This window comes from Streptomyces sp. NPDC048352 (assembly GCF_040651895.1).
Lineage (GTDB): Bacteria > Actinomycetota > Actinomycetes > Streptomycetales > Streptomycetaceae > Streptomyces.
Genome location: NZ_JBEZKZ010000001.1, coordinates 51885 through 71641, shown reverse-complemented (window position 1 = coordinate 71641; position 19757 = coordinate 51885). Strand labels below are relative to the sequence as shown.

Genomic DNA, 19757 nt, shown 5'->3' with positions numbered 1-19757 from the left:
GGGTCTAGGTAGACCGCCCCGTCGCCGGGCGAGTGGCCCTGCCACAGAGCACTGCCAGCCGGCGGAGGCGGATCCATCGGCCGGAACGAGCAGTTCCGGCCCAAGCCGTCGATGCTGCTTCCGGAACCTGTTGAGGAGCCGCCGGCCTGCTGGCCCGTGTTCGAGCGGGCCGGGGGCCTGCCCGGAACGTTGACCTCAACACAGACGTGTAGGTAGCAGTTGCCCACGTTGACAGGGTCGTCCGCGCTGGCTGTCAAGGGGCTGGATGCGAACAGGACGAGCGCACCCACAGCGCCCGCGCGTCGTCTCAGCACGCCTTCCCCTCCTGCTTGTCCTCCAGAACCATCCAGCCGTTGGGCCACTTCTCGGCCGTCACGGTGTTGATGTACCGCAAGAGCCGCGTGCTGGGCAGCGGGAGCTCCGTGCCGCCGTTCTTCTCCACCGGCTTCCAATGGGAGACGTCCAGGCAGTCGGTGATGACGGCGGTCTTGAGCTTCGTGTCTGCCTTGAAGGTGATCCCGGAGTTCGAGCGTTGAGGCTGGCCGGAGAAGACGTGTCCTCTCGTACGGAGGTTCGCGAGGTCCTGCTGGATCTGTACGAGGGCGCTACCAGTGGTGACCTTGGCCAGGTTGGAGTCATCGGGATCGGGCTTGGCGTAGGCGGCGGTCAGGACATCCCAGTAGTGGGTGTAGGCCGCCTGGACCTCGGCCTTGTCAGCCGCTTCGGGGTCGACGGGCGCGCTCGGTGAGGCTGCGGCCGCGGTGGCGCTGGGGGAGATGCTCGGGCCGGCGGCGTTCTTGTCGTTCTTGCTTCCGCTGGTGCATCCGGCCGTGAGGGCCGCGACGGTCGCGGCGGCGGCTGCCGCCGCGAGCAGTCGACGGTTTCCGGTGTGGTGCTGTCGTGCGATTGCCACGGAAGTCTCCCCGGGTCACCTTGTCTGGCGGGTTGCCGCGCAACCCATCTAAATCGCTGGTGCAACGTGTTGCGTACGGCTGTGGTCGTGCTATCCGGCACCCTACGACTTCAACGTCGCAGCTCCTATGGGGTTCTTCGGGCTCAGGTGACCGGACGTCACTTTTGGCCATGAATGCCAGTTCCTCGTCCGCCTGTGGGGCCTTGACGTGCGGTTTCCGGGTGGTGCTGTGCACGGAACCGGGTGCTGGCGGGATTTCGGCAAGCCGTGGCCTGAATTCCTTCCGATGGCTTGTTCTTTGCTGCTGGTAATGCTCCTTGTCACTGATCACCGGTTTTCTCACCGATGGACGCCAGCCCGGGTCACGATCGGGCTGGCAACCTCACCAGGCGCCCGCGCTGTCGATTACAGGGGGCGGTTCTGAGGGGCCGGCCACCGTACGGCCACCTGTTTTGCGCGCTGGTCAGAACGGGGGGAGGTCTTCACCGTCGATGCCGGACCCGATGCCGGGCCTTGCACCTTCGCCGGCGACGTAGGTGGTGGGAGGCGGTGGGTCCGTCTCGTCGAGCTCCTCTTCCTGCCAGGTGAAGCGGTAGGCGTCGTAGCGGGCGATCTGCCCGGTCTCGACCTAGAACTCGCGGTCTGCGAGTTCCCGCATCTCTGCCTCGTGTTCGGTCTGGGCCTGGTGGTAGTCGGCGAGGTCGGCGGCTGACAGCCCGGCGGGCCTGGTCCCGGTCCCGGTCACAGCTGGGTCCAGCCGCGCGGCTCGCTGCTCCCCGCCAGGGGCGTCCACACCTTCGCCTGGGGGCCGTGGGCCTCGATGTCTTCGAGGACGACGGCGCCGAGGGGGACGTGAGCGCTGAGGCGGGTGACGAGATCGTGGTCGGCGGTCATACGCCGAAGGTCCGCGATCCGGTTGGCCAGGGTGGTGCGGGACGCTCCGGTGAGGATGAACAGGATGCGGGGGAAGCGGGGGTAGGAGCGCTGCCAGGCGAGCACGGCGCCCTGGTCGGCGACGGTGCCGCGCCGACCCAGGGGCTGGGGGGTGTAGTCGTGGAAGCGGGCGTAGGTGATGAGCTTGCGGGCCAGGCGCTCGCTGCTCATGGTGGTGCGGTCGATCTCTACGAAGGCCCGGTACTGCAGGCGCCGGGGGCTGGTGGCGGTGTAGTGGAAGACGGCGTCGGCGATGAGCCGGTCTTCGCCTGCAGTGTCGGGGAGGCGGTGGGTGACCTCAGGGACCCAGTCCAGCGGCTGGTATTCGTCGCCGCGGGCCCGGGCGTCGGTGAGGAAGGCGAGGTGGGCGCGGACTCCGGTGAGGATGTGGGCGGCGCGCAGGGAGGCGGCCGCGGAGGACTGGATCGGGGTGGCGGTGCGGCCGCGGAGTTCGGGCCAGTCCCCGACGGTCTGGTGGCCGGCCGGGGTGAGGAAGTGGGCCTGGAGGCGGCCGGGGAGCACGGTGTGCGTGATCAGTCCCTGCTCACGCAACGGCACCAGCACGTTGTGGATCTTGCGGGGCGGGGTGCTGGGCATGAGCATCTGGTGGAGCTGGGTGCTGGTCAGCAGCCGGTGCTGGGCGATCAGGGCCAGGACCTGGTGGGCGTGGGTGTCCGCGGTGGCGGGCTGGAAGACGGCCGTGGTCATGCGTACTGCTCTCCTGCGTCGTCGGTTTCGGTGGGTGCGGTGCGGGTGGTGAGGAAGGAGCGAACGGCTTCCTCCTGGGCCAGTGCCATCGCGCTTCGCTCGGCCAGGGGCAGGGCGGCGGTGTTGGCGTGCGCGGTCTTGCGCAGTGCGGCGACCTGGCCAGGCCGCGCGAGGTCGCGGAATACCTCGGCCAGTTCGGGGCCCCGGATCGGCAGGGGGCCGACCCGCTTGCCCGCGATGGTGAAGGAGGCGTAGTGCCTGAACCGCTCCAGGTCGGTGACGTCGCGGGGGGTGACGGTGCCCGGCCACTGGTCGGTGATCTGCGCGATGGCCTCCAGCGATCCGGCCGTGGTGGACAGGCAAGAGGCGTTCTGCAAAAGGGCGGAGCGGGTGGCCGGGTTGAGGCGGTGCATGAGTTGGGTCATCCCGTACAGGCGGCAACCGAACTTCCTCAGCTGCTCGGTGATCTCCGCCAGCACGGTGGAAGACCCGTCCAGGGAGATCAGTTCGTCCAGGTAGAAGCGGAACGCCCGCCGCTTGGCCTCGGGCAGGTCGCGGCGGGACAGGCCGGCGCGCAGGAAGTCGTGGACGATCAAGGAGATGAGCAGCCGGTCGGTGGGTCCGGTGCCCGGCGGGCAGACCCACAACACCTGGCCCTCGTCCATGGCGGAGCGGATGTCGTACCCGCTGACGGGGCATCCGAGGAACGCGCGGGTGACGGGGGAGGCTGCGAGGCGCTCCAGCGGGTTCAGCACGGTCAGCAGCGCGTCCCGGGGGATGTCGGGGAAAGTGGCCTGCCACCACTTGCGTGCCTCCGCGTCCAGGCCGGCGATGGCGAGGTGGCGGAACGTGAGGTCGGTCAGCAACGCCCGGACCTGGAAGATCGTCGCCTGCTGATCGGGCACCTGCGCAAGAACAGCCTGCGAGTTGACGGCCACCAGGACCTCGACAGCCTTGGTCAGGATGGTGAGCGCACGCGGCGCGGTCACATCTCCCCAGCCCAGGGCTCCCGCGAACGCCTCCACGACCGAGGCGGTCACTTCGTGCGCCGGCTGCCCGGGCGTCATGTCCAGCAGGTTCCAGCAGCTGAGCATTTCCTCGTCCTCGCGAACGGTCAGGTCGAACAGCGCGACCCGGTCGATGATGTCCTCATGGGCGAGGTAGCGGGCGACGTCGGCGAAGGAGTCGCCGTGCGGGTCCACGAACGCCAGCCCACGTCCGTTGTGGGCGCTGGCGACAGCGTGGACCTGGGCGCGCATTGTCTTGCCCCAGCCGGCCTTGCCCGACTGGACCTCGAAGAGGGTGTCGTCCTCGTGGGTGGCCAGCAGCCGTTCCCGGCCGTCCGCTCCCCGGTGCCAGCCCTGGGGCAGCAGATTCTCCCCGAAGGCGTAGGTGGGCATCTCGGTCTCCAGCAGCGGCAGACGGGCCGTGATGGTTGGCGGCTTCAAGAGCCCCGCCAGTTCGTCGATGTGCGCCCACCCACCGCGGGCCGGGCGCATGACAGCCGTCGCCCACTGCTCATCGAACCGGCGCCGCCACGGCCGGCGGTCGGGGCCGAACCGCAGGGGACCGGCGGACCAGCCGAGCGTGGACAGGCGGGATGGGCCCGCGTAGACGTCCATGGCCGCCCCGATGCGCGCCAGCCGTGCTTCCGCACGCCCGGCCGCATCCGAGGCGCAGCGCACCAGGATCTGCACCCGCACCAGCCCCGGGGTGTGCGCGAGCTTCCCCAGCACCGCCTCCCGCTCAACACGGCGGGGCTGGGGGGACATGACCATCCGCCCGCGTGGGCTGCCACGCCACTCGGAAGGGTCCAGCAGCTTTCCCATAGTGACCGGCAGGCTGTCGGCCGACTCGCGGGTCAGCCAGCGGGCCTCCTGCTGGGCTTCCCGGCGGGCCTGGTCGCGGGCGCGCTGCATGGCCTGCATCCGCCGCACAGCCAGGTGCCAGCGCGGCGCGGGGGAAAGATCCACACAGACCTCGGCGACGTCGCCGAGCTCCGCGTTCAGGTCGGCGACCGCGTCGATCAGAGGCTGGAGCGGGTCGGGGTCGAGGGGCACCTCGCGCAGGCGGGAGCCGGGCTCCCCGTGCAGGGTCAAGACCGCTCGTACGACGTGGGCGCGGTGCTTGTCGGCTACCGGGGCCGTCTGCTTCACCTCGACCCGCGGCCCGTACGGGGTCTGCTTCAGCAAGGGCTGCGCGGTCGCCGGGGCCTCGATGCGGTAGACCAGGGGCCGCTTTCCGTCGGCGCGCAGTCGCACCCTCACCGAGCGCGCCCGGCGCGGCGTCCACCACGGACCCGAGCCGGCCGCCCGCACCAGTTGCATGCCCTGCCGCCAGATCTGCTCGGCATCCGGCTCGAAGGCCAGCGTCGGCTCCAGCTGGAGGTAGGTGCGCCGCGACAGGGCCTCGGCGCTCAGGCGCCGTTGCAGGTGCTCCCATCCGATCAGGGCGGCAGCCGTGAGCAAGGCCAGCCACCAGGAGTTCGCCAGGGTCCAGCGGGCGAGCGGCGCCAGCCCGTCCCACAGCGCGGCGCCCATGGGCAGGACCGCCATGGCGGTCAGGTGCGGTTCCATGATCCTTGTCCGTTCTGCGTGTAGTGGAGGGTCGCGGTGCGACCGTCGAGGAAGGTCCCGGCCGGGTCCGCCCCGGCCCATACCAGCCGCACTACCGCCCGCGGTTGCTGTCCGGCCGTGGCGGGTGTGGTGTCGCGGCGGGCGGTGGCGGCCTGGACCCGCACCTGGGTGTAGCCGGCGGTCTCCGCCGTCCATGCCGTACGGCTCAGCTCCAGCAACCGCCGCTCGTCGTCCGGCGGGAGATCGGGCCGGCTGGCCTGGTCCAGGGCCTGCTGGATGATCGGGTCCGCCGCCGGCCCGGACCCCGGCGGCGGGAGCTCCCGCGCCACAGCGCTGCCATCGCCGGCACCGGGCCCGGCCGACTGCCGGGTGGGGCCCGGTACCGCCGCAGCGGCGGAAGGCGCCGAGCCGGCGGAGGCCTGCGGTGACGGGGGAGCGACGGATCCGGCGGCCGACGGCGCAGTCGGCCCCGGCAGCAGGGCGGAACCCATCACCCTGGGCACCGCGGCATCCGTGCCGGGCCGGATGCCGTGTGCTCCCGTCCACAGCAGCACCAGCCCGGCGGCGGCCAAGACGGCCGCGACGGCGATCAGACGGCCGCCTGTCCACGCGTGTCCGGTCATAGGAGCCGGGCCCCTCCCGCGTAGTCGGGCATCGCGGTGACGGGGTCGATCCGTACCTGCGTTCCGGGCCGCGGCGCGTTGATCATCTTCCCGTCGCCGAGATAGATCCCGACGTGATGGATGGTCGAATCCGAGGTGGGGCTGTAGCCGTAGAAGATCAAATCCCCCGGGCGCAACGCCCCGTATCCGGCGGACGCGGGGATGCGACGTCCCACCCCGGCCTGGGTAGCCGCAGTGCGCGGCAGCATGATCCCGGCCTTCGCGTAGGCGTACTGGGTTAGCCCCGAGCAGTCGAAACCGGTCACAGCGCCGCCGTCCTGGCCGCCCGGCGAACAGCAGATCCCTGTGCTCGGCCCGCCGGGCCCGCCGCCGCCCCAGGAGTAGGGGACGCCCTGCTGGGCCAGCGCGGCCTGGATGACTGCGCCGATGTTGCCCGAGGGTACGGCGGGAGCGGTGCCGAGGGAGTCGTAGCGATCGATGCCCGACATGACGTCGTCCACGTACGCCCAGGACAGGTTGTAGGTGTGGATCGCGGCGCGCAGCTGCTCGCGGTCGGCGAGGTTGCGGCCGTTGCCGCACAGGTAGACGGCGGCCGCTGCGGCGGCGTCGTCCGCGTTGTGCGGGCTGATGGTCCCGTCCTTGTTGCCGTCCTTGCCGTACGCGAGGAACGTCTCGGGCAGGAACTGGAAGGGCCCCACCGCCCGGTCGTACGCGCTGTCGTTGTCCCACCGGCCGCCGTCGCTGTCGTGGATGGGGGTGGTGTTCCCGCCGGCTCCGGAGCCGTCCAGGCGCGGGCCGGTGATGATGGGGTCGATGTCTCCGCTCGCTCCGACGAGGTGGCCGGCGGCGTGGTCGGATTCGACGCGGGCGATACCGGCGAGGACCTGCCACCGCATCCCCTTGCATCCGGGCACATGAGCGGTGACTTGGGCTGCGCCGGTGAGGTAGGCGGCCATCATCCGCTCCGGGATGCCAGCCGCGGCAGCGCTCGCCGCTCCGCTCACCGGGCCGGTGCGGTGGCGGGCGGCGGCGGCCGACAGCAGCGCCGGCCCGGCGCAGCAGGCAGCCGCCACCACCAGCAGCACCGTCAGACACCCCAGCTTCATCCACCGCTTCACCGGTCACCGCCCTCGCGGCGGCGCCGCTCGGCGACCCGGGCGGCGAAGATCGCCCGCAGCCGCGCCGCGTTCGCCGCCTCCGCGTCCGCCGTGCTCCCGGGCCCCGGCACAGGCCGTGCCCCGGAGGACCGACCGGACCGGTGGCCGCTTCCCGGCTCTGCGGCGGCATTCTGGGAAGAGCCGGCAGGTCCGGGTACGGCACGGCTGGTGGCGCGCGGCGCGGGGGTGCGCCCGGCTTCGGCCCGCGGGGCCGAGACGCTGATGCGAGGTGCGGGCTCGCGGTCGCGCGAGGCCAGCGGGGCGGTGGCGATCGCCGCGGCCACGGCGGTGTCCCGTACGGCGCCCACGGGGTCGTGGACCTGCCAGGCGGTGCCGATGACCTGTCCGGCGTGGTCGACGCGGTCGCGCAGCGCCCGGCCGCCGTCCGCCCACCGGCTGCCGTCCTCGCGGACGTGGTGCGCGGCGACCCGCAGCTGGGTGCGGGCATCGTCGGTGAACTCGGAGGCCGCAGCACGGGCACGGTCCAGGTTGCGGGGCAGCCCCAAGGACGCCCCGTAGGCCAGGCGCGCGGTACGGGAGGCGATCCGGTAGCCCCGAAGCCGTGATGCGCCGGCGTGCATGCGCGATCCGAGCAGGGGCCGGTCGGTGGCGGGATCGTGGAGGACCTCCCCGGTCCACTGGTCCACCACCATCTCGCCCCGAGCCTCCTGCTGGCCGGGGCCCCAACCTGTTGCGGCGCCGCGAGCGGCCGCAGGGTGGTGCGCCGGCCGGGGCCCGATCAGCGCGGCGTGAGCCCCGCGCAGGGCGACGGCGATCGGTGCCAGGCCGCGCCGTCCTTCGGCCATCGCGTCGCCGAGGAGACGGCCGGGCGACATCGGCATGCCTGCGCCGTCGCTCAGGGAGGCGAGACTGCCCAGGGAGCGCAGGCGCGCGCCGAACGCGCCGTGCGCGGCCGAGGGCCCCCACCGGCCCGGGCCGCCGGCGGCGGGGCCGTTCATGGCGAGGGCGGCGCCGAGCTCGGAGCTGTCACCGCGCAGGTGGCTGCCGCCGACCTTCCTGTACCGCATACGGGTGGACATGCGCTGCCCGAAGGAGGCCGTCGCGGCCAGCACCCGCCGGTGCATGATCAAGAACGCCACGGCGATCGCGTCGACCAGCAGCAGGCGCTCCACCATCAGGTCGGCTCCGCTGCCGGACAAGACCGCGTCCACCGCGATCCCGAACAGGGGCAGGCACATCGCGGCCATGAAGGAGACCATGGCGGAGGCGATGAACACCCCCAGCCACCGCCACAGCAGCATGCGGGAGGGGCCGGGCAGCATCGACCACACCCAGGCGATGGGCCCGCCCGCGGCGGCCGCCGCATCGGCGCCCTGCGCGCCGAGCATCACCACCGCCATCGAGACGATCATGAGCGTGACGACGATCACCGCGATCAGCAGGGCCACCACCGACCAGACCCGGTCCCAGGTCGGCTTCTGCGCGTACTCGGCCGCCTCCTTGCCCACCGGCCCCGCCTTCTCCAGGCTCTCGACCAGCTCGGAGAACGCCGACTGCTTGTCTGTGGCCGGACCGTTGCCGTTTTCGCAGTAATTCCTGGCCGGACCATCCAGAAGCTCACACGGGTTCTTCTTGGCGGCCTGGCGCTCGCAGTCCTCCTTCAAGGGGCCGATGACACCGTCGCACCTTCCCGTGGCCGCACCATCCGCCGCAGGCCTCGCTTCAGGAGCGTTCTTCTTCACCCACTGGAGATGAGCGCGGTACGCGGAAGCCTGGCCGGACTTCTTCGGGTCCAGAACCTGCCCGTACTGGAGCAGCATGTAGGGCTTGACCACCAGGGCGTCGCTCAGCGCGCGCTGGATCGGATCGACCACCGTCTTCGCCTCGGCCTTCTCGCTGACGCAGGCCTCATGGGCGGGTCCCACCGCACTGTCGCAGGGGCGGCCGCCGCGCGCGGGCGTGCCGAAGTAGGAGGCGGTGGTGATGGACGCCACCTCGATGGCGGCCTGGTGGGTCTGGTCCAGAGGTCCGTCCTTGCCCAGCAGGTAGTCCGGGCGGACGAAAGCGCTGGCGGCGAGGGCCGCGATCACCAGGGTCAGCGCGATCTCCCCCAGCCCTGTGCCGGCCTTCCCCCGCACGAACAGGATCAGCCCGAACACGAACGCCCAGGCCAGCAGCAGGCCTTCGAGGCCGAGCGGGGTGACGACGTGACGCTCGTAGGCGTCGGCGATCTGCTGTGCGGGCCCGGTCAGCAGGGTGATCAGCGGGAACCGGAACACGAACGAGATCAGCCAGCAGCACAGCCCGACCAGCAGCCGCACCAGGGTGAACAGGCCGCTGAGGACCATCCGCTGGGTCTGCCCGACCACGTCGAGATCCAGCTGCCCGGTCTCGACCAGCTCGACCGCGGGGATCTTGCCCCCGGGCTTGGCCACCGCAGCCTCCAGCTGGTAGCTGCTGAGCGGCACCCCCTCACCCGTCATCACGTCCAACGGACCGAGCAACCCTGACCCGGCGGAAGTTCCGTCGGCGGCGGCCGCCACCGACGTATTCGTCACCACGAACACGACCGTGAGCAGCACGACGAAGCCGGCCGCGCGTAGTGTGCCCCGGTCTATGTGCAGATGCAGGTGGTTGGTCACAGCCGCCGTCCGGCGAGAGTCACCAGACCGACAGCGGCGCCGATGGCGGCCGTGGAGAACAGCAGCAGGACGGTACGCCCCTCCAGCCCGCCCGGCCAGACCGCAGCCCGTGCGACCGGAGCCGGCGTACCGGCCACACCGCACGCGGCCGCCACAGGCGACGCGAACGATGCGTGAGCGGGCGGCGGAGCCCACACAGAGACGATGCACACCAGCAGGAGCACAGCCACCGCGCCTTCGAGCAAAAGCCGCACACCACTCGTACGGTTCATGAGGTCCCCCCCGAGGCCGCGGGCTGTGCCGCACGACCGGGTGTCGTGAAGATCGATTCCTTGATGCGGGGCACGGGCGGGACGACGACCTTGACGCGGCCGACCTGCATGCGCGGGTCGCGCAGCAGCATCTCGCCCTCCCGGCCGGCCTGACCGACCGGGGAAAGGCCCGTGGTGACCAGCCGGATGAGGTCCTCGTCCTCGCTGTCCAACCCCAGGAAGCGCAATCCCTTGACCGCCCGGGCGCGGTCGGCGGTGCGGGCCAGGAACCGGTAGGCGACCAGGCCGGCGTCCTTGCCCAGCTCCTCTTCGTCAGGGGCACCGAGGAAGACACCGGCGCCGTGCTTGCGGCCGTCGTGGAGGATCTCGTGGACCAGCGCGGACCCCTCTGCGGAGGAGGTCAGCCAGTACACCTCGTCCAGCGAGACCAGGCAGAACCGGGACGGGTCGGTGAACGCCGCCTGCCGGGCGACGGCCGCGATCAAATACAGCACCGCCCGCCCGATCAACGCCTCCAGCGGCTGCTGGCGCAGCACCTCGACATCGGCGAACGCCTCCCTCGGCGGCAGGGTCAGGCCGGTCGTGGTCACCACGACCATGTCGGCACCGAGATCCCCGTCGAGCGTGACCGGCGGCAGACTGGGGTCGAACACCATCGCAGCCAGAGGGTTGGTGCGTACGATCCGCAGCAGGTCGGCCATGGTGGCGGCCGCATCCCTTCGGCCCGAGCCGGCGCCCGAGGCCGCGAGCGCTGTGAGGACGTCGAGCACCTTGCCCATCGACGGCTCCGGACCGCCACTGACCTCGTCAACCGCATGGTGGAGCACGGCCCCGGCGGCCGTCATCGCCCCCACCCCCAACTGCAAGGTCAGGTAGGACAGGGCGTAGTGGGCGCCGACAGGACCGCCGAACACCCGCAGCGGGTCGATGGAGATCTGTGCCTTCGCGGCGTCGATGATCTGGCAGCGGTCCCCCATCGCCGTCCGCGCGAAGCCGGCCCACTCGCGCATCGGGGTCCGGTCGATGACGATCGCCCGCCCGCCCCGGTCCACGACTGCATCGGTGATGAGCTTCTGCAGCACGCTCTTGCCCGCACCAAGGTCGCCGATCACCGCGCTGGAAGCCGAAGCGTTGACCTGCGGGGCATCCGCCGGGTTCAGCAGCACCGGGCGGATCGTGCCGCAGTCAAGGTCGTAACCCACCATCATCCCGGTTGGGTCGCCCACGCGCGACAGCGTCAAAGCCCCCGAAGCAGCCCAGTCCTCCGACAACTGGTGCTGCGTGAACTGCGACAGCTTCGGCGCCCGCACCGTCCCCGGCAGACCCAGAGCGAACAACTCCTCCTGCATCCCATACGGACGCTCGACCCGGTAGTCGCCCCCCGACAGGGCCGCCGACAGCTCCCGCGCCCGCGCATCACACACCTGCGCATCCGGACCCCACACGCTGAGCACCGTCACTGACTGGACCTCGACCTCCACCGACGTCCTGGCCATCCGCGCGTCCTGCTCCGCCAGATCCCCAGCAGCATCCGGCAACGAGTGCGGCATCCCAGTCGGCTGCGCACCGTACTGGTCAGCCTGGTCCAGCAGCTCACGCTTCTTGCGCTGAACCTGCGCCCGCGCCTTCTTCGCCGTCACCACCCGCAGATCGACCGTGACATCGACCGGGAAGGGCAGAGCCTCCAGCTGTGCCAGAACGTCGGCGGCCCGCACCGACACCGCCGGCGGGATCTCCGCCAGCACCAGGTGCGCCTGGTATCCGGTTCCCGCCTCGGACTCCACCTGAAGCCACCGGCGACCCAGCGGCGACGACGACGCCGACCGCCACCACGGGCTCCTCGGCTTGGCCTCCTTGGCGCCAGCGCCCGTCTCCTGGCCGCCCTCGGCCAGACGGACCATCCCCAGATCCGCATACGACGGCGACTGCAGACGACCCTCCCGGACGTGACTGCCGTACAGCCGGCTGTGCTCGGCATCCGACAGCAGCGGTTCCTCCACCAGGCCGCGGTGCAGGGCGTGCTGAAGCATCCACACGACCTCGGCCGCCGACGCGGGCCTGAGCCCCAGCCCCCCGCCCAGGGAGGTCTGGATCCGCTCCGCCTCCAACACGGCCGCCTTCACGTCCGCCTCGGCCACCGGCATGGGCGGCAGGTCCAGCGCGGCCGACAGCTCCGCATACATGGCGGTGAGGGAAGCGCTCGCAGATCCGCCCTTGCCCGCCAAGGGCACGGCCAGCCACAGCGTCCGCTCGTGCATCTCCTGACCGGTCAGCAGATCGACCGTTGCCGCACAGGTCTCCGCCCACGCCGGCAGGCGCTGCCAGTCGACACCGGCCACCATCCGCTCAGCGACCTCGCCGGGATCAATACGCGCCGCCAGGACGAACAGGCGCGGCTCCATCCCGGGCATCGACCGCACCAGCGAAGTGATCCGCACCAACAGGTCCTGATGCACCCGGGCGGGCAGGTAGCCGCCCGGCAGCGCGGCCACCCGCCACACCGCCCACACCCGGCCCGACACCGACCACAGCAGATGCCCCGCGATATGCCGGAAAGGCGTCCTCATCTCGCCGCCCTCCCCGCACCGTCGGCGAGCAGCCGCGCAAGACCCGAACCGGCAGCCGCCCGCCCGCTGGCAGGCGCCTCCACCACGGCCACCGTCCCGGCATTCGCCGGAGCGGTCACGAGGACGGGAGTGATGACGAACCGAGCACGCAGGCAGGACGGCTTCCGGTCACGGGCGACCCGCCCACCGATCCGCCCGGCCGGATGTTTCAACAGCAGCGAGCCCACCCCGAGCACAGCCGTAAACGGGTTCTGCCCGGCGATCTGCGCCCCACGCACCGCCCACACCGCACCCAGCCACAGGGCGATCGGCACCGGCCCCGCCCACGACCACCAGTCGAACGTCTTGATCAAGACGAACGCCCCACCGCCCAGCACCACCAGCTGCGCCGGGGTGTAGGGCCCGAACGGCAGCGCCCAGTCACCGAGCTTGCCCAGCACCCACGGATGCCGGCGCGCACTGGTGTAGGCACGCGCGACCCGCGGCCGCTCGACCCCGCTCACAGGACCCCTCCGCTGCCGCCTGCGGCAGGGTTGGGGGTGACCACGATGGTGACAGCGCCTGTGCCCTTGGCCGGGTTGTTGATCTCGTCCTTCACCGCGCCGGACAGCGACTCCCGCGCTTCGTACAGGCCCAGCGCGAGCACCATCGCGATCAGCGCTCCGATCCCGGCCTTCAGCGAGACGCGGCGGGCCACGGTCACGACGACCACCACAGTCAGCACGACCTTCAGGCCCTTGTCGCTCCACCCGCCCACCGTTTCGAGCAGGGAGTCACCCAACTCGTCGAGCTTGCCCGCGAGGATGAACTGCTGCTTCATCGCGCACCCCCCGAGACCGGCGCGGCCACCGAACCGGACGGGGCGGCCGGGGCCGCCGCACCAGCGGCCCCGCCCTCCAGGGAGCTGACCTCCCACCGCCCGGCCCGCGTGGTCAGCTCAAGCTGATAGACAAGCGGCCACCGCGTTCCGCCCCGGTCCTCACCGGCGACCCGCACCCGCACCCGCGCTCGGGTCCCGTCGGCCGGAACCTCCTTCCTACCCGCGCGCTCGGTGTCGGCTACGACGTCCTCGACGTCCACCCGCACATAGCCGGCAGCCGCCGGAGCCGACAGACGCGTCCCGGGCGAGAGGTATCGCTCCAGCCCCGCGCCCTGCCCGCCCGCAAGGTAGGTCCGCAGGAACTCACCTAGCGACGCCGACAGGGCTGCCCCGGAGGGGACGGAGTGGGAGAACGGACCGGCCGCGGTCTCCGGCGCGATCTCCGGGGCAGACACCTCCGCCGGCGAAGCGGAGACACTCAGCGCCCCGCCGTCCCGGCCCCCGGTACCGGACACCGCGAAGTACCGCACAACCGGCCCGGTGCTTGCTGCAGGCTCCGGCGCCGGACTCGAAGCCGCCGGGGCAAGGGGGACGGCGTTGGTGAGGGCGGCGACAACCACCGTCCAGCCATCGGGGGAGGACGCGGTCCGCACTGGCACCACCCGCAGTGCACCAGGCATCGCCTCGCCGCGAACGCGCTTGGGGAAGTGCACGGAGGGCGCCATCGACCGCAGGGCCGCAGCCACGGGGCTGTCGGGCTCTGCCGCATCGGAGCGTAGCCACAGCTCCACGAACAGCGCGGCCGTACCGGCAGGGTCGGCCGGCAGCCTGGATGCGCTGTCGGCGTGCGGAACCGGCGCGGCCTGAGCAACGGGGCCTCGCGGCATCACGAGGGCGACAGCCAGGGCCAGCGGCCCAGCGGCCAGCGCCGCCCAGGCCCCGATCCGGGCAAGACGCGGACCGCTCGAGACGCTCCCGCTGACCGGAACGGTCTCCGGACGGGAACGGCGCAACGGCTGCGCGGTTGCGGCCTGCGGCGCTCGCCGTAGGCGGCGAGAGGGCCGGGGTACAGGGCTCATGAAAATGCCTTCCGTGGAGGTGCTCGTTCTTGCACCCCACGAAACGGCGGTCTTCTCACCCACTGGCTCACCACTGCCAGCCCCCCGGCGTCACGGGAAGGAAACAGTGCTGCCGGTGAGTCACCGGTGACCTCGCGCCATCCAGTGAAAACTCCCCACCGCAGGTCAGAGCCCTGCCGACAGGACTCACCGGTGACGAACCCGGGCCCCGGTGACCTCACCAACCACCTCACCGCTCCCACCACCGCGGGCGATCCGGCGCGCGTGCGGCCGAAGCGGGTAACGGTGCCGTCTGGGCTTGGTGCCGACCTTGCGGTGCGCGGGCCGGGTGTAGGAGTTGCCGGTGGCAAGGACACGTCCGACGTCGTAGCGGGTCCCGGGCCGCTGCTCTTCGATCCGAGGGGACGTCCGGGCCCGGGCCGCGTGGGTTTCAGTGCACCGGCCAGCGTGCCGGTCTTCGCGCGCAGGTTCCTGAGCCCCCGGCGGACTCGGGTGGGGGTAAGCCTGTTCGGTTCCGCCGGTCGTTCCCACGGCCGGCGGAGATCCCGCGAGCGGCCGGGCGGGACGCAGTTGAGCGTGCGCGGCCAGAACGAGCCAGGTCCAGCGGTCGGCCCCGGCGGAGTCACGAAGCCTGGGTCGGGTCCAGCCGAGCGATCGAGAGTTGCATCGAGGAGGGGCTCTGCCGGTGGTCGGGTCGGTGACGGCGGAGCTGCTACTGTTGGTGGTCAGACCGCCACGGCCCGCGACGGCACCACGGCGGCCCATGTGCTCGTGCACGTGGAGCGAGGTCCGGCGGAGCCGCTCTACGACGGCCTCCCCCTGGGCGAGCTGGTCGTCGGCGTCGGCCTCCACCAGCCTGGCGAACTCGGACAGTGCGACGGCGAGCTGGGCGCCGGCTTCGGCCAGCGTCTCGCGCTCGAGCCCGATCGCTGCGGGCAGCAGGACATCCAGGGCGTGCTGGGCGAGGCCGTGTGGTGGCGGGCCGCCACGGGGCCACCCCGGCTCAGGCCGCTGCCCGCGCTCGGCCTGACCGAGGCGGCCGTCCGCCGCGAGCCGCCCGCCAGGGCCGCTGGAGCCTTTACCAGGGGTGAGTGCCTGTTGCTCCGGCAGAGTCGCCATCGACACGGTGCTCGGCGCCAGCGACGCTGCTGCCCTGCCCGCGGGGTTCGCCAGCCCCTGCAGGCCTTGCGCGGCTGAGGGGGAAGCAGCGGGGGAGGTAGGAGGGGGACATTGAGGGGGACGCAAGAGGGGGAAACTGCCCGGGATACCGACCTGATCCCGCACCTTGCATTTGGACTGGTCAGGCGCCCTTTTCGGAGGTGGTGACCGGCCAGACTTTATTTGTAGGGGAGGGAGGTGATGGGCTTCTGTAGGGCGCCTGACGGATGGGCGGGACCGGAAGCGAGCGGCGTTGTTTCAACCCGCTGCGGGAGAGCCGTGAGCTGTGACCAACTGCTCGTTCATCGCCTGCCGGCCGCCCATGGGCGCTCATGCTGGGAGGCGTCGGCGGTGCCGAGCCGGGGGTCGCATCCGATCGCGTCGCTGATCAGTTGCTCCTGGAGGGCCGAGAGCGGGACCGGCGTGAAGGGGTCCTCGACCGGGGCCAGGGCTGTGGCGTTCGACTGGCGCTGGTATCGGTGGGCGGTCATGCCGTAGGCGTCGACCAGGAGCAGCTGGATCTCCGCAGGCGCGAGTGAGTTGCGGTGGACGCCGAGGGTGTGGCGGCCGACGTCGTTCCGGGCGGCGTCTGTTCTAACCGTCTGAACGCGGCCGTCGAGCTAGTGGCCTACCTCGTGCTCAACCCAGGTGCCGACCACCATGCCATCGATGATGCCCTCTGGCCGGGCCGCCCGGTCACAAGGAGATGCGCAACAGCGTTATCAGCCGCACCCGCTCCTGGCTCGGCAAAAACGCCGACGGCGACGCCTACTTCCCCCGAGTCCAGCACACCGGCGACAGCCCTACCGCCTCGCCCCAGCCGTCACCTGCGACTGGAAGATCTTCCAGAACCTCGCCCGCACCGGCCTCGCCCGCCACGACGAAGACGGCGATCTCGCCCTGCGCCGCGCCCTCGCACTCGTCCGAACCTTCGCCGCCATCGACCCAGCGCTACGCCTGGGCCGAGTCGGCCATCCTGTACCCGAGCAGCTTCTCCAGCACCGCGGACGTGCCCTCTTCCTGGAGGGTGTGACGGGGATACGTCCCGTGCCAGTCTCGCGTCTGCCGTGGCCCCACCGCCTCTCCAAATGCCGGCACTTCCGGCAGGTGGAAGTGATCGAGAAGACCTACCCGGACGACTGGTACGCCGGACAAGTGGCCCATGCGGAGCTCTTCGCCCGCCTCACGCCGCAGGATTTCGCCGCCTGCCCCTACCACCAAGCGAACTGGACCGCGATCGCCGAGGCCGCAACCGAACTCGCGGCTGCCGAGCTGGACGAGGACGCCGAGCGCGGCCGAGCGGCCTACGCCATGGAACACCTCGAAGAAGCCGACCGCGAATGGGCTCGGGCTCTGGTACCCGATCCCATCTGTTGGGACGACAACCACGACGGCCTCACGAACGGCCAACACCGAACCTGCGCCCTCCGAGCGGCCGGCGTCGCCTACCTGCCAGTCGAAGGAAGGCACCTGCCCGACACATCCCCGTCCGACACCGTGGACGCGCGCACCCACGCGCAGCAGACCGTACGGGAGTTCTGGCGCGACATCCTCACTACCGTCCTGGGGCCCGCGCATCCGCTGGTAGACGCAGCGCCTCTACTAGTGCGATTTCCAGTCCTGAGGCGACTGCTGTCCTCGGCGAGAAGGTAGGTCAGGAGAGCGAACCCCTGCACCGGCAGATCATCCCGGCCCACCACGCCGCAGGGGGATGCGGACGCCCTGCGCGAAGCCGCCGCGCGGCTGGCCCGGATCAACGAGGGCCGCGGCGGGGGAGCGGACATGGAAGCGGAGACAGCCCAGCTACTGAACACGCTGCTGCTGACGCCTCCCGCATGTGGACCGCGATGGTGCCACCCGGTTGATCCCGGAGCGTCCGGGGCTGACTACAGCGCCCGGTTCCAGCAGGGGTTGGGTTCATCCCCGGGCATTCGGGGCACACATTCAGGATTTCGGCCGCCGTGTGGTCACCGCGGGGCTGATCCCCGGGCCTGCGGGGCGGACGAGCTGATCCGCTACCTCCAGGGCCAGATCCGGGGCTGATCCCCGGGCGTGCGGGGCGGACAGGGCCTCTGGACCCGCTCCACGGGCATGGCGGGCTGATCCACGGGCGTGCGGGGCGGACGCTGCGGCACGCACGAACTCGGCCTGTCGGCCCGGCTGATCCCCGGGCGCGCGGGGCGTACGCCGGGCCGCCATACCCCGGCCGTCATCGACGCCGGCTGATTCCCGGGCGCGCGGGGCGGACTCGACAACGCGTCCGTCGGCGGTGCCGATGTGGGGCTGATCCCGGGCGCGCGGGGCGTACCTGATCGGCATGATCCCGGTCGCGATCATCGGGGGCTGATCCCCAGGCGCGCGGGGAAGACAACGCGCCAGCGCATGCCATCCCGGCTCCCATGGGTTAATTTCCGAGCGTGCGGGACGGACGCGATCAGCCGTGCGAACGCGTGCCGCTCGTCGGGCTGATCCCCGGGCGCGCGGGGCGGACCTGGATACGGCCGGCGGCGGTGACTCCGGGGTGGGCTGATCCCCGGGCGCGCGGGGCGGACCGCGCGTGAGGCGACCGCACCCCCCGGCCCTGGGGCTGATCCCCGGGCGCGCGGGGCGGACAAGGAGCCCCGGAACGAGCGAGTTCGCCCAGACGGGCTGATCCCCGGGCGCGCGGGGCGGACCCTTCCCGACCTGCAGCGGTCCCAGCAGCAGGGTCCATTTTCATTCACTTGGGCGCGCGGGGACCCCGCAGTCGCCAGCGATCCAGGCCACGGAGGCGGCTGATTCCCGGGCGCGCAGGGCTGCCGCTACAGCGACGAGGTCGAAAAGGGCCCCTGGGGGTGATCCCCGAGCGCGCGGGGCGTACGCCGTCGTGGCCACGTACGCGTCGCGCAGCCGCGGCTGATCCCCGGGCGCGGGGCGGACGCTCTGCGCGGGCGCCGGCTGTGGTCCATCCCCGGGCGAGCGGGGCTGCCCGGCAGATGGGGTTGTGGCCGTCGCCCCAGTCGGGCTGATTCCCGGGCGTGCGGGGCGGACTCGTCCAGCGCGGCGTCGACCAGGTCCTGCAGCGGCTGATCCCCGGGCGCGTGGGGCGTACCGTACCCCTCTCCCTCGCCATCGGTGCTCTCCGACTGATCCCCGGGCGCGCGGGGCCGGTCCTGCTGCTCGATGATGGCAGGCTGATTCCCGGGCGCGTGGGGCGGACGTCGCCTTTGATAGGTCTCCGCCGAGCTCCTGCGGCTGATCCACGGGCGTGCGGGGTGACCGACTTCGCGGAGTACCCGGCCGAGGCCGCGCCCGGCTGATCCCCGGGCGTGCGGGGTGACCATCACGGCGAGGGCCGCGCCGATGCAGCCGGCCGGGTGATCCCCGAGCGTGCGGGGTGCCCCCTTCCCGACCTGCAGCGATTCCAGCAGCAAGGTCCTTTTTCATTCACTTGGGCGCGCGGGGCGGGCCGCCGCAGGGCTGTGGGGGCGAACCAGCACGGTGGAGGGGCAGGTCAGGTCGGCGAGGAGGGCGGTGGCGGGTTGATTCCCGGGCGTGCGGGGCAAACCGGCTGTCGAGAGTCGTTCGACTGAGGACGTCGGACTGATCCCCAGGCGCGGGGTGAACATGACGTACTCCAGCACTGCGAGCTCGTACGGCCGCTGATCCTCGGGCGCGCGTGGCTGACGCGACGAACAGCGTCACCATCTCCCCCCACTCCGGCTGATCCCCGGGCGCGCGGGGCGGACCTCAAGGAGGGCCGCTACGGCACCATGACTCCCGGCCTCCGGGCGCGCGGGGCGGACCCAGCGGTCGAGGAGGCTGCCGCGTGGCTTCGCGGCTGATCCCCGGGCGCGCGGGGCGGACCGGTCGCGCATCGCGAACTTGGCCACCGCCACCGGCTGATCCCCGGGCGCGCGGGGCGGACACACCGGTCGGCTCGTACTCGGCCAGGAGCGCCGGCTGATCCCCGAGCGCGCGGGGCGGACTTCCGGTTCGTGAAGTCGATGTAGCCGTCGTGGGGCTGATCCCCGGGCGCGCGGGGCGGACGTGATCTCGCACGTGCTGGAGACGCCGAGGGCGGGCTGATCCCCGGGTGCGCGGGGCGGACATCCGCACGCCGTACCGGTAGCCGTCCGGGTTGGGCTGATTCCCGAGCGTGCGGGGCGGACCCTTTGCGACCTGTGGAGCGGAGGGGTGTTGGCGAGGTTATTCGGTACTCAGGTGCTGTAGCTGCTGGAGGAGGGCGTCGCATTTTGATCTTGCTTGGTGAGGTCCGGGGAGTCGTTGGTAGCGGTAGGTGCGGTGTCGGGCTGACCAGAGGCCGGCCCAGTGGGCGACTGGCCGCATGGCGTCTGCCCACTCGGCG

General features: G+C 71.7%; 14 protein-coding genes, 1 pseudogene and 2 CRISPR repeat arrays. Of the genes and pseudogenes, 2 read left to right on the top strand and 13 right to left on the bottom strand.

The window, feature by feature from the left end; translation table 11 throughout:
- Window positions 1-307 precede the first annotated feature (307 nt).
- The 12 genes and pseudogenes from AB0D45_RS00290 to AB0D45_RS00235 form a co-directional block, all read right to left on the bottom strand.
- Window positions 308-913, bottom strand: coding sequence for a hypothetical protein (locus tag AB0D45_RS00290; RefSeq protein WP_362454473.1), 606 nt, complete (start codon window positions 911-913; stop codon window positions 308-310).
- A gap of 741 nt (window positions 914-1654) precedes the next feature.
- Window positions 1655-2554, bottom strand: coding sequence for a replication-relaxation family protein (locus tag AB0D45_RS00285; protein ID WP_362454471.1), 900 nt, complete (start codon window positions 2552-2554; stop codon window positions 1655-1657).
- On the bottom strand, window positions 2551-5130 hold the full coding sequence (locus AB0D45_RS00280) for an ATP/GTP-binding protein (protein WP_362454469.1): 2580 nt from the start codon (window positions 5128-5130) through the stop codon (window positions 2551-2553). Before AB0D45_RS00280 ends, AB0D45_RS00285 begins: the two co-directional genes overlap by 4 nt.
- A complete protein-coding gene (locus AB0D45_RS00275) occupies window positions 5115-5753 on the bottom strand; it encodes a hypothetical protein (protein WP_362454467.1) in 639 nt (212 codons plus the stop codon). The genes AB0D45_RS00280 and AB0D45_RS00275 overlap by 16 nt, the downstream gene beginning before the upstream one ends.
- On the bottom strand, window positions 5750-6859 hold the full coding sequence (locus tag AB0D45_RS00270) for a C40 family peptidase (RefSeq protein ID WP_362454465.1): 1110 nt from the start codon (window positions 6857-6859) through the stop codon (window positions 5750-5752). Before AB0D45_RS00270 ends, AB0D45_RS00275 begins: the two co-directional genes overlap by 4 nt.
- Before the next feature lie 8 nt (window positions 6860-6867).
- Window positions 6868-9513, bottom strand: coding sequence for a hypothetical protein (locus AB0D45_RS00265; protein WP_362454463.1), 2646 nt, complete (start codon window positions 9511-9513; stop codon window positions 6868-6870).
- The gene (locus tag AB0D45_RS00260; protein ID WP_362454461.1) at window positions 9510-9785 is read right to left on the bottom strand and encodes a hypothetical protein; all 276 of its coding nucleotides are present in this window, start codon (window positions 9783-9785) and stop codon (window positions 9510-9512) included. The genes AB0D45_RS00265 and AB0D45_RS00260 overlap by 4 nt, the downstream gene beginning before the upstream one ends.
- Window positions 9782-12352: an ATP-binding protein gene (locus tag AB0D45_RS00255; protein WP_362454459.1), complete on the bottom strand. Its 2571-nt coding sequence runs from the start codon at window positions 12350-12352 to the stop codon at window positions 9782-9784. Before AB0D45_RS00255 ends, AB0D45_RS00260 begins: the two co-directional genes overlap by 4 nt.
- The gene (locus AB0D45_RS00250; RefSeq protein ID WP_362454457.1) at window positions 12349-12855 is read right to left on the bottom strand and encodes a hypothetical protein; all 507 of its coding nucleotides are present in this window, start codon (window positions 12853-12855) and stop codon (window positions 12349-12351) included. The genes AB0D45_RS00255 and AB0D45_RS00250 overlap by 4 nt, the downstream gene beginning before the upstream one ends.
- Window positions 12852-13172, bottom strand: a complete 321-nt coding sequence (locus tag AB0D45_RS00245) for a hypothetical protein (RefSeq protein ID WP_362454455.1) — start codon at window positions 13170-13172, stop codon at window positions 12852-12854. Before AB0D45_RS00245 ends, AB0D45_RS00250 begins: the two co-directional genes overlap by 4 nt.
- The gene (locus AB0D45_RS00240; RefSeq protein WP_362454737.1) at window positions 13169-13852 is read right to left on the bottom strand and encodes a conjugal transfer protein; all 684 of its coding nucleotides are present in this window, start codon (window positions 13850-13852) and stop codon (window positions 13169-13171) included. Before AB0D45_RS00240 ends, AB0D45_RS00245 begins: the two co-directional genes overlap by 4 nt.
- A 753-nt stretch (window positions 13853-14605) precedes the next feature.
- A pseudogene (locus tag AB0D45_RS00235) lies at window positions 14606-14908 on the bottom strand (transposase); the annotation flags it as partial.
- Between the two features lie 108 nt (window positions 14909-15016).
- Here AB0D45_RS00235 and AB0D45_RS00230 point away from each other — a divergent pair.
- Complete coding sequence (locus AB0D45_RS00230) at window positions 15017-15448, top strand: hypothetical protein (RefSeq protein ID WP_362454760.1); 432 nt, start codon at window positions 15017-15019, stop codon at window positions 15446-15448.
- Between the two features lie 263 nt (window positions 15449-15711).
- Here AB0D45_RS00230 and AB0D45_RS00225 read toward each other — a convergent pair whose 3' ends face one another.
- Entirely contained in the window at window positions 15712-15900 is a 189-nt protein-coding gene (locus AB0D45_RS00225) for a hypothetical protein (protein ID WP_362454453.1), read from the bottom strand.
- A 622-nt stretch (window positions 15901-16522) separates the two neighbouring features.
- On the opposite strand from AB0D45_RS00225, the gene AB0D45_RS00220 reads away from it, so the two are divergent.
- Window positions 16523-17062 (top strand): hypothetical protein, encoded by a 540-nt coding sequence (locus tag AB0D45_RS00220; RefSeq protein WP_362454451.1) that lies wholly within the window; start codon window positions 16523-16525, stop codon window positions 17060-17062.
- A gap of 748 nt (window positions 17063-17810) precedes the next feature.
- Window positions 17811-18151: a CRISPR direct-repeat array (repeat unit 29 nt; unit sequence GGGCTGATCCCCGGGCGCGCGGGGCGGAC).
- Between the two features lie 897 nt (window positions 18152-19048).
- A CRISPR array of direct repeats spans window positions 19049-19560; the repeat unit is 28 nt; unit sequence GGCTGATCCCCGGGCGCGCGGGGCGGAC.
- Between the last annotated feature and the right edge of the window lie 197 nt (window positions 19561-19757).